Source organism: Sulfitobacter sp. M85 (assembly GCF_029285915.1).
Classification (GTDB): domain Bacteria; phylum Pseudomonadota; class Alphaproteobacteria; order Rhodobacterales; family Rhodobacteraceae; genus Sulfitobacter; species Sulfitobacter faviae.
In genome coordinates, this window is sequence record NZ_JABECQ010000003.1 from 121,380 (window position 1) to 138,775 (window position 17,396).

A 17,396-nucleotide genomic window follows, 5' to 3' on the forward strand; every position below is an offset into this window, starting at 1 on the left:
GACTTCAGGGAGGAGCCGCGATGGATTTCGCATTGAACGAGGAACAGACCGCCATTTTCGACATGGCCCATGCCTTCGGGCAGGACAATATCGCCCCCCATGCCCACCAGTGGGAAAAGGACGGCACCATCCCCAAGGAGTTGTGGCCGCAGATCGGCGAGCTGGGCTTCGGCGGGCTCTACGTCTCGGAGGAAACCGGCGGCGCGGGTCTCACGCGCCTTGACGCCACGCTGGTCTTCGAGGCGCTCTCGATGGCCTGCCCCTCCGTCGCGGCATTCCTCTCGATTCACAACATGTGCGCCAAGATGCTCGACACTTTCGCCAGTGATGAGATGAAAGAGCGCGTCATGCCCAAGGTGCTGACCATGGAGACGGTACTGAGCTACTGCCTCACCGAACCCGGCTCCGGCTCCGACGCGGCGGCGCTGAAGACCCGCTGCGAGCGCAGCAATGAGGGCTACACGCTGAACGGCACCAAGGCCTTCATCTCAGGCGGCGGTTATTCGGATGCCTATGTCACCATGGTGCGCACCTCCGACGAGGGCGCGCGCGGCGTCTCCACCGTCTATGTCGAGGACGGCACCCCGGGCCTCAGCTTCGGCGGTTTGGAAGACAAGATGGGTTGGCGCAGCCAGCCGACCGCGCTGGTGCAGTTCGACGATTGCAAGATCGGGGCCGAGAACCTTGTCGGTGAAGAGGGCAAAGGCTTCAAATACGCCATGGCGGGGCTCGACGGCGGGCGGCTTAACATCTCCGCCTGCTCGCTTGGCGCGGCACAAACCGCGCTGAACAAGACGCTGGAATACATGGGCGACCGCAAGGCCTTCGGCCAGACCATCGACCAGTTCCAGGGGCTGCAGTTCCGTCTCGCCGACATGGAGATCGAGTTGCAGGCCGCGCGCACCTTCCTGCGCCAAGCGGCGTGGAAGCTCGACACCGGTGCGCCGGACGCCACCAAGTTCTGCGCCATGGCCAAGAAATTCGTGACCGAGACCGGCAGCAAGGTCGTCGACCAATGTCTGCAACTGCACGGCGGCTACGGCTACCTTGCCGACTACGGCATCGAGAAGCTGGTCCGCGACCTGCGCGTGCACCAGATCCTCGAAGGCACCAATGAGATCATGCGCGTGATCGTCGCCCGCGACATGCTCAAGAACCGCTGAGGCCCCCATGAGTGACATCGACATCCGCAAAACGGGTCGCGCGGGCCGCATCACCCTAACACGGCCCAAGGCGCTGAACGCGCTGAGCTACGACATGTGTATCGCCATCGAGAAGGCCATTGATGCTTGGCGCGACGACCCGGAGGTCGCGGTCGTCGTGTTGGACGCGGAGGGCGAGAAAGCCTTCTGCGCTGGCGGCGACGTCGCGCAACTCTACCAGACCGGCAAGGAGGGCGATTACGATTTCGCCCGGCAGTTCTGGGCCGATGAATACCGGCTCAACAACAAGCTGCATGGCTACCCCAAGCCGGTGATCTCCTTCATGCAGGGCTTCACCATGGGCGGCGGCGTCGGCATCGGTTGCCACGGCTCGCACCGCGTGGTGGGCGAGACGAGCAAGATCGCCATGCCGGAATGCGGCATCGGACTGGTGCCAGACGTGGGCGGCACGCTGCTGCTGGCGCAAGCGCCGGGGCGGATGGGCGAATACCTCGGCCTCACCGGGGCGCGCATGGGTCCGGCGGATGTACTGCACGCGGGCTTTGCCGACTACTTCATCCCCGAGGACCAATGGCCCGAGCTGATCGCGCAACTGGAAGAAAACGGCGATCCCTTCATCCTCGACCGCGCGGCAACGACCCCGCCCCCATCCAAACTGGCCGAAGTTCAGGATGAGGTGGATCACCTCTTCGCCCCGGAGAATTTGGAAAAGATCGAAGCCACCTTTTCCATATCGGAAAGCGCCTTCGCCGCCGAGACGCTGAAGACCCTGCGCCGCAACTCCCCCCTGTCGATGGCATGCACGCTGGAAATGCTCCGCCGTCTGCGCGGCCCGGGCATCGGCATGGTCCCGGCGCTGCAACAAGAATACCGCTTTACCGCGCGGTCACTGGAAAAAGGCGACTTCATCGAAGGCGTGCGCGCCGCGATCATCGACAAGGATCGCAGCCCCAACTGGCAACATGCCGATTGGAACGTACCGCAGGCCGATGTCGAAGCCATGCTCGCCCCCTTGGGCGATAACGAATTGAAGTTGGAGGAAAATTCATGAGCAAACTCACAATCGGTTTTATCGGGCTGGGCAACATGGGCGGCCCGATGGCGGCCAACCTCGCCGCCGCGGGCCATACGGTGCGCGGCAATGACGTGGCCGGTACCACCGCCGAAGGGGTGGCCGAAGCCAAGACCATCGCCGAAGCGGTGACCGACGCCGAAGTCGTCATCACCATGCTGCCCAATGGCGCGATCCTGCGCCAAGTCGCCGAGGAAGCGGTCGCCCATATGGCCCCCGGCGCGCTGCTGATCGACTGTTCCACCGTGGACGTTGAAAGCGCGCGTTTCGCGGCAGAGGCGGCGCAGAAAGCCGGGCTGCTTTTCGTCGACGCCCCCGTCTCCGGCGGCATCGGCGGCGCACAGGGCGGCACGCTCACCTTCATGGCAGGCGGTGCAGAAGCGGCCTTCGAGAAAGCCAAACCGCTCTTCGACATCATGGGTCAAAAGGCCGTGCACTGCGGCGACCCGGGCGCGGGCCAAGCCGCGAAGATCTGCAACAACATGATCCTCGGCGCCACGATGATCGCCACGTGCGAAGCCTTCGCACTCGCCGACAAGCTGGGCCTTGATCGTGAGCGGATGTTCGACGTGGTTAGCACGTCCTCCGGCTATTCATGGTCAATGAACGCCTACTGCCCTGCCCCCGGCGTCGGTCCGCAGTCGCCTGCCGACAACGACTACAAACCGGGCTTCGCGGCGGAGTTGATGCTGAAGGACCTGGGCCTCGCGCAGCAAGCCGCTGAAATGGCCAATGCCGACACGCCCATGGGCGCGCTGGCGAAAGAGCTCTACACCCGCTTCGTCGAAGAGGAAGGCGGCAAGGGCAAAGATTTCTCTGCCATGCTCCCGCGGTTCGAACAGCGCGGATATAAGGGCTAAGCCCCTAACATAACTGACACGGTGAAGTGGCGGCGGTTATTCCGCCGCCACTTTCGTCTCCTTGCGCAACATGGGCTTAAGGTACTTCCCCGTGTAGCTCTCGGCCACTTTCGCGACCTTTTCGGGCGTACCCGTGGCCACGACACGGCCCCCGCCATCACCGCCCTCGGGGCCAATATCGATGATGTGATCGGCAGTTTTCACCACGTCGAGGTTATGCTCAATCACCACGACGGAGTTTCCCTGATCAACCAATTCATGCAGCACTTCCAAAAGCTTACGCACGTCCTCAAAATGCAAACCGGTGGTTGGCTCATCTAGAATGTAAAGCGTGCGCCCGGTCGAGCGTTTGCTCAACTCCTTGCTAAGCTTCACCCGCTGCGCCTCACCGCCCGAAAGCGTCGTCGCCTGTTGACCCACCTTGATATACCCTAGGCCGACCCGCATCAGCGCGTCCATCTTCTCCCGGATCGACGGCACCGCGGCAAAGAAGTTCTGCGCATCTTCCACAGTCATATCAAGGACATCGGCGATGCTCTTGCCCTTGAACTTCACCTCTAGCGTCTCACGGTTATAACGCGCGCCCTTACAGGTTTCGCATTCCACATAGACGTCCGGCAGGAAATGCATCTCAATCTTGATGACCCCATCGCCCTGACAGGCCTCACAACGCCCCCCCTTCACGTTGAAGGAGAAGCGCCCGGGCTTATAGCCGCGCTCCTTGGCCTCCGGCAGACCGGCAAACCAGTCGCGGATTGGGGTGAAGGCCCCGGTGTAAGTCGCTGGATTAGAACGCGGAGTCCGCCCAATCGGGCGTTGGTCAATGTCGATGACCTTATCGAGATGCTCCAACCCCTTGATCGTTTGACATGGCGCTGGCGTCTGCCGGGCCCCATTCAGATTCATCGAAGCGGTCTTGAACAAGGTTTCAATCGTCAGGGTCGATTTGCCGCCCCCCGACACGCCCGTCACGCAGACGAATTTCCCCAGCGGAAAGTCCACCGTCACATTCTGCAAGTTGTTGCCGGTGGCCTTTACCACCTGCAACTTCTTCTTATTCCCCTTGCGCCGCTTCGCCGGGACGGAGATTTCGCGAACGCCGGTAAGGTATTGACCCGTAACTGAATTCGGGTCGGCTGCAACCTCTTGCGGCGTGCCATGGCTGATAACCTGCCCGCCGTGCACCCCAGCCCCCGGCCCGATGTCAAAGACGTAATCCGCCTCGCGGATGGCCTCCTCATCGTGCTCAACCACGATCACGGTATTCCCCTGATCGCGCAGGTTCTTCAACGTATCGAGGAGACGGTCATTGTCGCGCTGGTGCAGACCAATCGACGGCTCATCAAGAACGTATAGAACGCCCGTCAGCCCCGAGCCGATCTGGCTCGCCAAACGAATGCGCTGGCTCTCACCACCACTTAACGTACCACTTGAACGTGACATCGTAAGGTACTCAAGACCAACGTTATTTAGGAAGCCAAGACGTTCCCGGATTTCCTTCAAAATGGCCCGGGCAATCTCGTTCTTCTGATCGGTCAGATGGTCTGGCACCGTTTTGCACCAGTCGAAAGCCTCGCGGATCGACATCTCGACGACTTTGCCGATATGCAGCAATTCATCTTCACCACCGTCGCGCGGGCCAATCCGCACCGCCAGCGCTTCGGGCCGCAGGCGATAGCCGCCGCAGGTGCCGCAAGGGCGGTTATTCTGATAGCGTTCGAACTCCTCGCGCACCCAATTACTATCGGTTTCGCGGTAGCGCCGCTGCATGTTGGGAATGACCCCTTCGAACACCCGCTTCACTTCATAGACGCGGCCGCCTTCGTCATAACGGAAGGTGATCTCTTCTTTGCCGGAGCCGTGGAGGAAGACGTTCTGGACCTTCTCAGACAGGTCTTTCCAACGGGTCTTCTGGTCAAAATTGTAATGTTTCGCAATGGCTTCGATGGTCTGCTTAAAGTAAGGTGACTTCCCCTTACGCCAAGGCGCCAGCGCACCATCATAGATCTTTAGGTTTTGATCCGGCACCACCAAACGTTCGTCGAAGAAAAGCTCGACCCCAAGGCCGTCACAAGACGGACAAGCCCCGAAGGGCGCGTTGAAGGAAAACAACCGCGGCTCAATCTCGGGGATGGTGAAGCCACTGACGGGACAGGCGAATTTCTCGGAGAACGTATGGCGTTCTGCCTCACCTTCGCTGGGGGCCGTATCTAGCACAGCGATCCCGTCGGCAAGGTCGAGCGCGGTGCGGAGCGAGTCCGCAAGCCGCGTTTCCAAACCTTCGCGCACCACGATCCGGTCGACGACGACGTCGATGTCATGGCGGAATTTCTTATCCAAGGTGGGCGGCTCATCCAGATCGTAAAAGTCGCCATTCACCTTGACCCGCTGGAAGCCCTGCTTGCGCAACTCAATGAATTCCTTGCGGTATTCACCTTTCCGGTCACGGATGATGGGGGCCAGCAGATAGGCCCGCGTGCCCTCTTCCATTGTCATGATCCGGTCGACCATATCCTGCACCTGCTGCGCTTCAATGGGCTTGCCGGTGGCGGGGCTATAGGGCGTGCCGACGCGGGCGAAGAGCAGACGCAGGTAGTCGTAAATCTCGGTCACCGTGCCGACGGTCGACCTTGGGTTCTTCGACGTGGTCTTTTGCTCGATTGAGATGGCGGGGCTGAGGCCGGAAATGTGATCCACATCCGGCTTTTGCATCATATCAAGGAACTGCCGCGCATAGGCCGAGAGCGATTCCACATAGCGCCGCTGCCCTTCGGCATAGATCGTGTCGAAGGCAAGGCTCGACTTGCCGGAACCAGAAAGCCCGGTGATTACAACCAGTTGGTCCCGTGGAATATCCACGTCGATGTTCTTCAAATTGTGCTCGCGCGCGCCGCGCACTTCAATATTCTTCAGCTCAGCCATCACATGCCCCTCTTAACGATTTGTACATAGGTGCTGATGCAGTGTTTTCCAACGGAAAAGTGAGAACTAAACAGGAACGTGCCGCCTGCGACGTCGGGCCGCACCGAGGAGGAGATGTGCCACAAGCCCCATAACGAAGGCCCCGCCCGCAAGTAACGGCAGCGCCGCGGCGCCGAAGCTTGCCAGACCGAAGGCCATGACCGGCGTGCCCAGGCTGTTGCCGAGGTTGCCCATCTGCGCCACCGCGCCGTTGGCCTGCGCCTGCGCGGCAGGGCCGGTGTTCAGCTGCGCCACAGCGGTGAAACTTGCCCCTTGGATCAGCCCCATGGCCCCAGCAAGCGCCAGACAGGCCAGCGGGGTGCCGGGGGCGAGCCAGAGCCAAACCATGGAAAGGGCCGAGAGGCCAAAGCCCGTTTGCACGACGTAGACCGCTGGCAGGCGGCGCAGCAGCGCCACGCCAATGGTCATCGACACCGCGATACTGGTGAGCGGCATGGCGGCCATGGTGACCGCGCGCCATCCCTCGGGGAGGTAGGGCGGCAAGACAGTAAGGATGGAGACGAAGCTGAATGTATAGAACAACCACCCCGCCGCCGGGGCGGAGAGGAAGGGTGACCGGTAAATCGCAAGGTGATCGCGGAGTATCTGCGGCAGGAAGAAAGGCGGCTGCGCCCCCTCCTCCGGCAAGCTGCGCAGACTGGTGGAGAGCACCAGCGCGCAGCCCGCCATATAGACCGCGTGAACGGCGAAGAGCGCTGGCACACCCCAGTTCAATGCGAGCGGGCGGCCGAAAAGCGTCAGGACCGCGAAGGCGACGCCAAAGAAGGTGCCCCAGAGGGTCAGGGTAAACCCGCGGTCTTTCACAGCGCTAAGCTGCGCGATGAGGGTCGGCGCGGCGACGACGATGGCCAGATGTGACAGCCCTTCGACCACCCGGCTGGCCAGCATCCAGCCAAAGCCCGGCAAAAGCGCCTGAAAAGCCGACACAGCCGCGCCAAGCCAAAGGGCGAAGAGGAGCGCGCGGCGATAGCGGACCCGGGCGACCACCAGCCCCGCCACGACACCAAGGAGGATACCGACACCGCCCACCAAGGAGACCAAGAACCCGAGCGCCGCCCCGGCCTGCGGGTAGATATCCGGCAGCAGGTCAAAGATGACGCTCATCTTGCCATACTGCGCCGCCGCCCCCAGCCCCGCGGCCCAAAGCGCAAAGACGCGCAGAAAGGAGGTGTGTTCAGCCATCTGCCCTCAAGCCTTTTGAGCCAGCGCCCATGCGCAGAGCGGCATCTTGGGGTCGTTGGTCAGATCATCCGTGGTCTTGTCGAAAGCCGGGGGCCAGTCGGGTTCTAGATTGCGGGCGGCGGCGGCGCGGTTGCCCCATTGTTTGGCGGTGATCCGATGCGCCTCAAACCCGGCTTCGATCAGCAGGTTCTTCAGGCCCCGAGCGGACCAACGGGAGTTGTCATTTGGGGCCGCATGAAAGGGGACGAAAAAGGGCACGGCGATCCAGAAATATCCGCCCGGCCTGAGCATCTGTTGAACATGGCCCAGTGCCGTATAAGGCCGGTCGAGATGCTCCCAAACCTGATTGGCGAGGATCAGATCGAACTGCCGCACGGCACCGCTCGCCGGATCGGTGAAGGGACCTGCGCAGATGTCATAGGTCGGATAGGCGAACTGGGTGTAGCTCTTGAACGTAAACCGTTTGCCGAACTTGCCGGAGATTTCGGCGGCATCCAGCATTTCAGGGTTCAAACGGTCAATCATCCGGCGGGTGCTGCGGTGCATGACGACACGGTTTAGGCTGACCACGACATGGCTCCCGACGGTTTGGCCGAAGTGCGAGGGGGCGAGGCGCGTTGGGCGCACCCTGCCCCGCGCGCTTTACATATGAATCACGCGGTCGAAAGCGTCGAGGACGGATTCATGCATCATCTCGCTGAGCGTCGGATGCGGGAAGACGGTGTTCATCAGGTCTTCTTCGGTGGTCTCCAACTGGCGGCCCACGACATAGCCTTGGATCAGTTCCGTCACCTCGGCCCCGACCATATGCGCGCCCAGAAGCTCGCCGGTCTTGGCGTCGAAGATGGTTTTCACCAGCCCCTCAGGCTCCCCCAAGGCCACGGCCTTGCCATTGCCGATGAAGGGGAAACGCCCGACCTTAATGTCATAGCCCTGCTCTTTGGCCTTCGCCTCGGTCAAACCGACGGAGGCGACTTGGGGGTGGCAATAGGTGCAGCCGGCGATGCTTTCGGGTTTGACGGGATGGGGTTTCTGGCCCGCGATCAGCTCGGCCACCATGACGCCCTCGTGGCTGGCCTTATGCGCAAGCCAAGGCGCGCCCGCGATGTCGCCGATGGCAAAGAGCCCATCGACCCCGGTGCGGCAATATTCATCCGTCACGACATGGGTGCGGTCGACCTTGACACCAAGCTCTTCCAGCCCCAGCCCTTCGGTATTGCCAACAATGCCAACGGCGGAAATCACGGTGTCGAACTCAAGCTTCTCGACCTTGCCGTCCCGTTCGATATGGGCGGTGACCTTGTCGTCCGCACGGTCGAGTTTCTTGACCGTGGCCTTTTGCATGATGGTCATGCCCTGTTTTTCGAATGCCTTTTTGGCGAATTTCGAAATCTCTTCGTCTTCGACAGGTAGCACGCGGTCCATCACCTCGACCACCGTGGTATCGGCGCCAAGGGTGTTGTAAAAGCTCGCAAATTCGATGCCAATGGCACCGGACCCGATGACCAGCAGTTTCTTGGGGTCATGCACAGGTTGCAAGGCATGGCGATAGGTCCAGACGCGTTTGCCGTCCGCCTCTAGCCCCGGCAATTCGCGGGCCCGTGCGCCGGTGGCGAGCACGATGTTCTTGGCCGTCAACTCCTCGCCGCCCTTATCGGTTTTGACGGAGACCTTCCCCTTCGCGGGGATCGAAGCCTCGCCCATGAAGACATCGACCTTGTTTTTCTTCAGCAGGTGTTTGACCCCGCCTTCCATCTGTTTGGCAACGCCGCGCGAGCGTTTGACCACGGCGGCGAGATCATAGTCGATCTTATCCGCCGCCAGACCGAAGTCCTTGGCGCGATGCATCAGGTGGAACACTTCGGCAGAGCGCAACAGCGCCTTGGTGGGGATGCAGCCCCAGTTCAGGCAGATGCCGCCGAGATTCTCCCGTTCGACCACCGCGACCTTCAGGCCAAGCTGGGCGCCACGGATCGCGGCGACATAGCCGCCCGGCCCCGCACCGATCACGATCAGATCAAAGGATTTGGCAGCCATGGCAAGGACCTCGCGTTAGGGTTTGCAAATATAGTTTACCGCTAAACCATATTTGCAATCGCCACAACCACGCGTGTTGCCCCGGCCTGCCAAGGCTCAGGCCGCTTGAAGTTCCGCGCGCAGGTCCTTGACTGTTCGCCCATAGCCGCCCGCGTCGAGATAGGAGGTCTCCTGCGCGGTGAAACTGCGTGACAGCGCCTTATTGCGATAGGGAAAACGGCCAAACTGGCGGATCACTTCGCGGTGGGCGCGGGCATGCAACAGGTTGCTGCTGTCGCTTTTCGGCATCCGCTCGCACATCAGACGCACGCAGCGGTCCTGATCGCAGAGGTTCTCGGAATGCATCAGCGGCAGGTAGAAGAACTGCCGCGCGGGCGCCTCAACCCGCATGTCCCACCCCTTTTCGATGGCCAGCTTTGCCGCCGCCAGCGCGGTACGGTCACTGGAAAACGCCTTGCCCGTGTCGCGAAACATGTTGCGCGGGAATTGATCCGTCAGGATCAGAAAGGCCAGCGCATCGGTGGGATTGGTCAGCCAGTGGTTCAGCTTGCCAGCCTGCGCCTCATCCCAAAGCCCCTCGAAACGCGCGCGGATATCGGCATCCAACGTTTCAGAACTGTTGTACCACCCGGCCGGACCTACGTCCTTGAGCCAGTAATTCAGTACATCTTGGGGTTCTGCATTTGTGGCAGCCATCCCGCACACTCCTTTGCCGCATCTGGGGCGTTTCGTTAAAGTTAAGAACGTCTTACCGCAAAAGCCTAGTCACGTTTTATGTCATCCGCGACATCGTTATCGCTATCAGAGGCGTTTTTCTCTGCTTCGGCGTTTTCTTGGGCAGCTTCCTCGGCGGCCTCCTGTTCCGTTTCAATGATATATTCCTGCGCGATCTCCACGGCCACGGCAGTGGCCGAGGGGTAGATCGGCACGTAGTTGCCCGTCTCGTCGACCGGTACCGCGGCACGCTGTGTCTTACGATAGGAGGCATAGGCGGCCAGAGCGGCGAAGAGCACGGCGGTGAACAGGTAAAAGCCCCCCGGCCCGAGCGCCGTGCCCATCATCCAACCGGTGATCACCGGGCCCAGAACCGCACCCAAGCCGTTGATAAATATCATCCCACCCGAGGCCGAGGCCATGTCCTCATGCTCAAGAAAGTCGTTGGTGTGGGCCATGAGCAGCGAATAGAGCGGGTTCGACATGCCCCCCACCAGAAAGGCCGTGGCGAGCAGGATCGGGAAGACATGGCCCAACGTCATCCCGATGACCGAGCCGATACCGCCGAGCGTGGCGACGATGACGATCAGGCTGCGGCGGTCCATGCGGTCCGAGATCCAGCCGATGGGATATTGCAGGATCACGGAGCCGACGAAGAACATGGCCACGAAAAGTGAAATCTGGCCGACGCTCAGCCCGGCTTCGGCGCCGTAAACCGCCGCCATGCCGAACTGGGCCGAGAAGACGCCGCCCAGAAGGAACATGCCGACACAGCCCAAGGGCGAGAAATCCATCAACTCGCGCAGGCTCATCGGCTTGGTGGTATCAAAAGGCGGTGTCGGGCTGATCGACAGAAGGATCGGGGTCACTGCGATGCTTACCAGCACCGAGGGGATGACGAAGAGCACGAAGCCCGAGGGGTCGGCGGTCAGCAAGAGCGCCTGCGCGATCACGATGCCCAGCGTCTGCACGATCATATAGGCCGAGAGCGCCTGCCCGCGGTTCTCATTCGTGGCGGCGTTGTTGAGCCAGCTTTCCGCTGTGACGTAGACGGCGGAGAAGCAAAAGCCGATCAGCACCCGGCCCAGCGACCAGACGATGGTGTTGGGGAAGGTCGGATAGATGATCATCACCGCCGAGATCAGTGAGGCCAGCGCCGCAAAGACCCGCACATGGCCCACCCGCCGGATCATCCCCGGCGCCATGCGCGACCCGCCAAGGAAGCCCACGAAATAGGCCGACATGACGATCGACATCTGGAAGGTCGAGAAGCCTTCGATGCCGCCGCGGATACCCAGCAGCGTGCCTTGCATGCCGTTGCCGACCATCAACAGGCACATGCCCAGCAAAAGCGCCCATGCGCTTGAAACCACTTGAATCATCAGTCAATTCCTTGTTCGCCCAAGCCCTCCCATGGACGGCAATCGCAGGCTAGTCACCCCCTAGTGCGACATTCAAGCGGGTTTTTGCGCCTCAGGCAGCAGAAGGGAGGAATCGCCGTAGGAGAAAAAGCGATAGCCCTCACCAATGGCATGGGCATAGATGTCTTTCACCCGCTGCACCCCCATGAGGGCCGAGACCAGCATCATCAGCGTGGATTTGGGCAGGTGGAAATTTGTCATTAGCCCGTCGGTCACGTTGAACGTGAACCCCGGCGTGATGAAAATATCGGTGTCGCCTTCCCATGCGGTGATCTCACCCTCGCGCGCCGCCGTCTCAATCAGGCGCAGGGCGGTGGTGCCCACGGGGATCACGCGCCCTCCGGCCGCGCGGGTGGCGGCAATCTCTTCAGCGGCCTTTGCGCTGACCCGGCCCCATTCGGCGTGCATCTTGTGTTCCGAGATGTCGTCGACCTTGACCGGCAGGAAGGTGCCCGCGCCGACATGCAGGGTGACATGGCTAAAACTCACGCCCTTCGCGGCCAGTGCTTCGAGCAGCGGTTCGTCGAAATGCAGCGAGGCTGTGGGCGCCGCGACCGCACCCGCGTGGCGGGCAAAGACGGTCTGGTAGTCGGTCATGTCCTGCGCATCAGCGGCACGTTTGGCGGCGATATAGGGCGGCAGCGGCATCGCCCCCGCGGCATTGAGCGCCGCGTCAAAATCATCGCCCGCGCAGTTGAACCGCAGATGCCCCTGCCCGTCTTCCACTGCTTCCAACGTGGCGCGCAGATCGCCGGAAAAGACGACCTCTTCGCCGATCTTCAGCTTGCGCAGCGGCTTAATCAGCGCCGACCAAGTGCCGTTCCCGCGCGGCTCCAACAGGGTGACTTCGATCTTGGCCTGCACCGCCCCTTGGGCCGAAGCGCGATGGCGAATGCCGCTCAGCCGTGCGGGGATCACGCGGGTGTCGTTCAGCACCAATCGGTCGCCGGGGCGCAGCCAGTCTGTCAGGTCGGTCACGCGCCGGTCGTGCAGAGTGTCACCCTCCGCCACCAGCAACCGCGCGGAGGAACGCGGGTTGGCAGGGCGGGTGGCGATCAGGGTCTCAGGCAGGTCGAAATCGAAATCGGAAAGCTTCATCGGCGCGGCTCCGGGTCTGGCGGCAGGGTCGCTTCGGCGCTTAGCGCTCCTCCGGCACCCGGGCAACCGGATTCGCTTGGCCCTGCACCTGTGGCGGCTGGGGCGGCGGGCGGCGGAACAGCTCGCGGAACATGCCGGGGGTGAGCGCCGAGAGCGGGTTGACCGAAACGCTGGGGTCTTTCGCGGCCCCCGTGAGCCGGTAGTTGAACCCGATCAGCCCCTCGCCCTTGCGGGTAAAGAGCGACCCGATCCCGTTGAACATATAGACCGGAGAGATCACGCCCTGCATATCGATCAATCCGCTGTCGAGCGCATAGACCCCATCCATCGACAAGCCTAAGGAAGCGCCCACGGCGCTGGCCTCGGTCAGGGTCAGGCGGTTCGGGGTAAGGTGAAAGTTTGCCTCCACATCGTCAAAGTAAATCCCATCGCCGTTGAGCTCGTTAATCAACCCGACGACCGAGATGGCATTGACCAGCGCCGCGATCCCCGGCGCGTCCTGAATAGCGACGTCCCTGACCGTGAGCTGTCCGTCAAAGGCGCCGCCCGAGCCAACGGGCAGCAGGGTGAGCGACAGGTTGCCCCCGACCACCTGTTTCACCAACCCGGCAGAGCGCAGAACCCCGCCTGCGTCGTCCGAGACCACCCGTACCGCGCTGCGCCCCGCTTGGGGCAGCACCCGCCCCTGCACCGGCGTGCCGCCATTGAGCCGGGCGGTAAAGGCGCCGTCCATCCCCTTGGCGGTGTCGAATGTGCCCGAAAGATCGGTCAGGTAAATCGTGTCGGTGATCTGCAACCGGTCCAGCGCCACGCGCATCGGCGGCCCTGCTTGCCCCCCGGCCCCGCCGAATTCGGCCCTACGCATATCCAGCGTGCCGCCGCCCAGCACCACCTGCACCGGGTTGCCCTTGCCCTGCCCGATCAGTTGCAACGGGATATCCAGCCAGTCGCCCCGCCGCAGCCGGTCGATCCGCACCCGGTCCAATGCGCCGCCGGGGGCGAGGTCGATGGAGCCCGCCACCCGCAGCCCCGGCGCGTTTAGCTGAAAGGCGTCGATATTCGGCGTCTCGCCCAAACGCCCCGCCAGTCGCAACTCGCCCTCGGTGCCCGTCGCCTTGCTCCATGACAGTTGCGGGACGGAGACGTCCAAACCCGCCAGATCGCTTTGCAAGGTGAACCGCGGCGCTTCACCCTTCTTGAGGTCCACGGCAATCCGCCCGCGTCCCTCGCCGCGCAGGCTGCCGGGGGGCAGTGTCACGCCAAAGGCTTCGAGCCCCGCCGGGGTCAGCGCCACCTGCGCGGTCAGGCGGCTTTCGTCCGAGCCGGGGCCGATCGCCTGCGACCATTCCCCGTGGAAGCCCACCCCGTCGATACGCCCTGCGCCGCCGATGGTGATACGGTCATTGTTCGCGGTGATGGACAGCTTGCTGGCCTGAAGGCTGCGGTCTTTGACCAGCGTATCGGTCGAGAGCGCCAGCAGGTCCCCCGCGAAATGATAGCGCACGTCTTCGGGCTTGCCGCCCTTTTTCAACGGCAGCGCCAGCGTGCCTTTCAGCACTGCCTCCCCATCCGCGAGCGTCACGGGCAGCCCGGCCTTATCCATCACCCCCATCGGCGGCTGGTTCAGCAGCGACAGCGCCGCGGTCAGGGTGGAGCGCGTGTTGAGCCGGATCACCGAGGGGCTGCCGTCTTTCACCCGCACATCGGGAATGATGAAGGAGGATCCATCCAGCGTCACCGCCCCGCCCTGCGGCGCGATGACCTCGCCCGCGTCCACCGTGACGACAAGGCGGTTGTCGAGCAGGCTCATATGGCCGCTGCCATCGGTGATATGCGGCAGGGTTTTGAGAAACCGCACCTCGGCCCCGGCATAGTCGAAGGCGACATAGGTCTGCGGCGCCTGCCCCGGCGCCATGCGCAGCGCCAGATCGAGGTTGCGCATCCGGCCCGCGTGAAGGTTCTCATCCAGCCATTTGCGGGTCTTGGGCTTCACTCCCTCGGGCCAGAGCGCCAGCAGGCGTTCGGGGCTGAGCCGGTCCATCCGACCATCGAGAGACAGGTTCCAGCCCGCCGCCTCAGCCACCAATGCGCCATCAAGGCGCAGATTGCGGCCCTGATCGCTGATCTCCAGACGGCCCAGCTTCAGGCGAAACGGATTAAGGCTGAGTTCAAAGTCGATATCCGCCTGATCCAAGGCCACCGTTTCGGGGTAGACTTCCGCCGGGTTGGCCCGCAGGTCGCGCAGGCTGAACTGCCCCACCATCCGCCCCGGAATGCCGCCCGTGACATCACCCAGTTGCGAACTCCCGGTGATATTGCCCGAGACCCAAGGGCTGTCGAGCGACATCTCGTCAAAGCGCAACACCTGGCGCGCGGGGTCGTAGCTGAAATAGCTTTGCGCCCCATCGAAGGGGATCGGCTTGGTCTGCAAGTTGGGCTGCAAGACGCCCTTGCCGATCTGCAAAGAAGCGTTGATCGGTGCGAAACGGCCCGCGCTGTCGATGCCGCTGCGCACCGCGCCCGAGATATTGGTCCGCAGCACCTCAAGCCACGAAAAGGCAGGCCCCTGCGCTGCGATGTCGCGCGCATCGACCCCGTCGAAGGTCACGCCAAAGGTCGCGGCATTCTCACCAATCTGGCTGCTGTAATTGGCGGTGAGCGTGGCCACCCCCGCGCCCCCGCTGAGCACAGCGAGGTCCGCCGAGAGGTCAAGCGCATCGCCGCTACGCGACAGCCGCAGCCGCCCGCCGTCCCCGGTCCAAGCGCGGCCCGCGCGGGCGTCCTCGAACCGAAGCGTCAGGGCGCGCAACTCGACCGAGCGTAGGGCGGAGAGCGCGGGTGCGGCCAGCACCTCGTCGATCTGGCCGATGAGTTGCGGCAGGGTCGCCGCCTCCCGCTCGGGCGGGGCGATTCCGGCCCCGGCGCTCAGGCTCACCCGGCCATCCGCCCCGCGGCGCAGGTTGGCCACCACGCCCGAAAGCGAAATCGCCCGCGGCTGCGCCACACCGCGCAGCAGGGACCGCATCGACAGGCTGGCCTTGAACTCATTGAAACTGACAATCTCATCGCCCTCGGGCGTGGTGACAAAGATGTCTTGCAAACGCACGCGGGGGCGCCATCCCTCATCAACGACGAATTCCATCGCGCCGAAATCCACCTGCGCCTGTGGCAGGGCGCTCGCGATCCGCGCCTCGATCCGTGTCTGCACCCAAAGCGGCGCCGGAATCGGACGCCCGGTGAAATAAACCGCCGCCCCGGTGGCCAGCGCCGCCAAGAGCACCAGCACCACAGCCGAGACGATCCCCGCGCGGCGGCGCGACCGGCGGCGCGGCGGCCCTTCGCCATCTGGCGCAGGGGGACTGGAAAGGGACGGGTCGCGCATCGGGCTCCGGTTCGACTGGGGCGGCTTTGACGTTGTCAAATCAGATGCAGTATGACAGCCCTGAACGACCCTTCACAAGCCAAAGGAACCGCCCCATGTCGCAGATCGGACCCCAGCCCGGCCAACCGGCCCCGGATTTCACCCTTCCCGTGACCGGCGGTGGCGAGATCACGCTCTCTGCCTTGCGGGGCGCGCCGGTTGTTCTATTCTTCTACCCGCGCGACGACACGCCCGGCTGCACCAAGGAATCGATCGGCTTTTCCGAGCGTTTGTCTGACTTCGCCGAGGCAGGCGTGCAGGTCTTTGGCATTTCGCGCGACAGTATGGACAAACACGACAAATTCGCCGCCAAACATGCGCTGACGGTGCCGCTTTTGTCTGACACCGATGGCGCGGTGACCGAAGCCTATGAGGTTTGGGTCGAGAAAAATATGTACGGCAAGAAATCAATGGGCATCGAACGCGCGACCTATCTGATCGACGCCGAAGGGCAGATTGCGCAGGTCTGGCGCAAGGTGAAGGTGCCGGGCCATGTGGATGCCGTGCTCGGCGCGGTGCGCGGCGCATGATGCCGCTGGCGGAAATGGCCGAGGCGGTGCTGCGCACGGCGGATGGGCGCGAGAAGACCGCGCTGTCGCGGAAATATGCGGCGCAGTGGCTTTCGGCCCGGGAGGCCGGTGAGCGCCCCGAAGTGGGCCGCGCCGACCCGCCGCTGCACCCTGCCCGGCCCGCGCAGCCCGAATTGCTCTCGCCCCGCGACGTCCCGCGCCGCCGTCCCGGCACGCCCGAAGGCCGCGCGGCGCTGCTCCATGCCGTGGCGCATATCGAGTTGAACGCCGTGGATCTGCATTGGGATGTGATCGCCCGCTTCTCCCATGTGCCGCTGCCCTTGGGCTTTTATGACGATTGGGTCAAAGCGGCGGATGACGAATCCAAACATTTCAACCTGATGTGCGATTGTCTTGAGGAAATGGGCAGCCATTACGGTGCCATGCCCGCCCATGCCGGCATGTGGCGCGCCGCCGAAGACACGGTGGACGATCTGATGGGCCGCCTCGCCGTGGTGCCCATGGTGCTGGAGGCCCGCGGCCTTGATGTGACCCCCGGCATGATCGAGATTTTCCGCAAAGCAAAGGCCGACAGCGCCGTGGCCGCGCTTGAGACGATCTATGCCGAAGAGGTCGCCCATGTGGCCTATGGCAGCAAGTGGTTTCACTTTCTCTGTGGCCGTCATGACGACGACCCAAAGGACCGTTTTCATGCCCTCGTGCGCAAGTATTTCCACGGCGATCTCAAGCCGCCGTTCAACGAGGAAAAGCGCGCCGAGGCGGGAATCCCGCCCGATTTCTACTGGCCCCTGACCGCGGATGGCGGGCCAAGCTGATCTGGGTCTGACGCAGCAAGTGCTTGGTATCGGCGGATTTTTGCCAATGAAAAAGCGCTTTTTCGGGCGAATGGGGGAATGCCGCGCAGGCGCGGGTCAAT

13 protein-coding genes are annotated in these 17,396 nt (G+C 62.9%); 5 read left to right on the plus strand and 8 right to left on the minus strand.

What is annotated here, in order from left to right; all coding sequences use genetic code 11:
- Positions 1-20: 20 nt before the first annotated feature.
- Genes HKX24_RS06800 through mmsB form a run of 3 tightly spaced genes read left to right on the plus strand, consistent with a single transcriptional unit; the run spans position 21 to position 3,095 of the window.
- The gene (locus tag HKX24_RS06800) at positions 21-1,163 is read left to right on the plus strand and encodes an acyl-CoA dehydrogenase family protein (RefSeq protein ID WP_271691502.1); all 1,143 of its coding nucleotides are present in this window, start codon (positions 21-23) and stop codon (positions 1,161-1,163) included.
- 7 nt (positions 1,164-1,170) lie between these two features.
- Positions 1,171-2,214 carry an enoyl-CoA hydratase/isomerase family protein gene (locus HKX24_RS06805; protein ID WP_271691503.1) on the plus strand — a complete coding sequence of 348 codons (1,044 nt, stop codon included), beginning with the start codon at positions 1,171-1,173 and terminating at the stop codon, positions 2,212-2,214.
- Entirely contained in the window at positions 2,211-3,095 is an 885-nt protein-coding gene (gene mmsB / locus HKX24_RS06810; RefSeq protein WP_271691504.1) for a 3-hydroxyisobutyrate dehydrogenase, read from the plus strand. The genes HKX24_RS06805 and mmsB overlap by 4 nt, the downstream gene beginning before the upstream one ends.
- A 36-nt stretch (positions 3,096-3,131) precedes the next feature.
- On the opposite strand, the gene uvrA is transcribed toward mmsB, so the two are convergent.
- The 8 genes from uvrA to HKX24_RS06850 all read right to left on the minus strand — a co-directional run bounded on the left by uvrA (position 3,132) and on the right by HKX24_RS06850 (position 15,911).
- Entirely contained in the window at positions 3,132-6,017 is a 2,886-nt protein-coding gene (uvrA, locus tag HKX24_RS06815) for an excinuclease ABC subunit UvrA (protein ID WP_276153895.1), read from the minus strand.
- Between the two features lie 66 nt (positions 6,018-6,083).
- Positions 6,084-7,259 (minus strand): MFS transporter, encoded by a 1,176-nt coding sequence (locus tag HKX24_RS06820; protein ID WP_271691507.1) that lies wholly within the window; start codon positions 7,257-7,259, stop codon positions 6,084-6,086.
- Positions 7,260-7,265: 6 nt separating this feature from the next.
- Positions 7,266-7,829 carry a methyltransferase domain-containing protein gene (locus HKX24_RS06825; RefSeq protein WP_276153896.1) on the minus strand — a complete coding sequence of 188 codons (564 nt, stop codon included), beginning with the start codon at positions 7,827-7,829 and terminating at the stop codon, positions 7,266-7,268.
- A 72-nt stretch (positions 7,830-7,901) separates the two neighbouring features.
- Positions 7,902-9,296, minus strand: coding sequence for a dihydrolipoyl dehydrogenase (gene lpdA, locus HKX24_RS06830; RefSeq protein WP_271691508.1), 1,395 nt, complete (start codon positions 9,294-9,296; stop codon positions 7,902-7,904).
- A gap of 96 nt (positions 9,297-9,392) precedes the next feature.
- Complete coding sequence (locus tag HKX24_RS06835; RefSeq protein ID WP_276153897.1) at positions 9,393-9,992, minus strand: DUF924 family protein; 600 nt, start codon at positions 9,990-9,992, stop codon at positions 9,393-9,395.
- Positions 9,993-10,057: 65 nt separating this feature from the next.
- Entirely contained in the window at positions 10,058-11,392 is a 1,335-nt protein-coding gene (locus HKX24_RS06840; protein WP_271691510.1) for an MFS transporter, read from the minus strand.
- A 72-nt stretch (positions 11,393-11,464) separates the two neighbouring features.
- On the minus strand, positions 11,465-12,529 hold the full coding sequence (gene queA, locus HKX24_RS06845) for a tRNA preQ1(34) S-adenosylmethionine ribosyltransferase-isomerase QueA (RefSeq protein WP_271691511.1): 1,065 nt from the start codon (positions 12,527-12,529) through the stop codon (positions 11,465-11,467).
- Positions 12,530-12,569: 40 nt separating this feature from the next.
- Positions 12,570-15,911, minus strand: a complete 3,342-nt coding sequence (locus HKX24_RS06850) for a DUF3971 domain-containing protein (protein WP_271691512.1) — start codon at positions 15,909-15,911, stop codon at positions 12,570-12,572.
- 95 nt (positions 15,912-16,006) lie between these two features.
- Here HKX24_RS06850 and HKX24_RS06855 point away from each other — a divergent pair, with 95 nt between their 5' ends.
- Together HKX24_RS06855 and HKX24_RS06860 are read left to right on the plus strand one after the other, a co-directional pair.
- Positions 16,007-16,480: a peroxiredoxin gene (locus tag HKX24_RS06855; RefSeq protein ID WP_271691513.1), complete on the plus strand. Its 474-nt coding sequence runs from the start codon at positions 16,007-16,009 to the stop codon at positions 16,478-16,480.
- Positions 16,477-17,295: a ferritin-like domain-containing protein gene (locus HKX24_RS06860; protein ID WP_209217615.1), complete on the plus strand. Its 819-nt coding sequence runs from the start codon at positions 16,477-16,479 to the stop codon at positions 17,293-17,295. The genes HKX24_RS06855 and HKX24_RS06860 overlap by 4 nt, the downstream gene beginning before the upstream one ends.
- Positions 17,296-17,396: the final 101 nt, after the last annotated feature.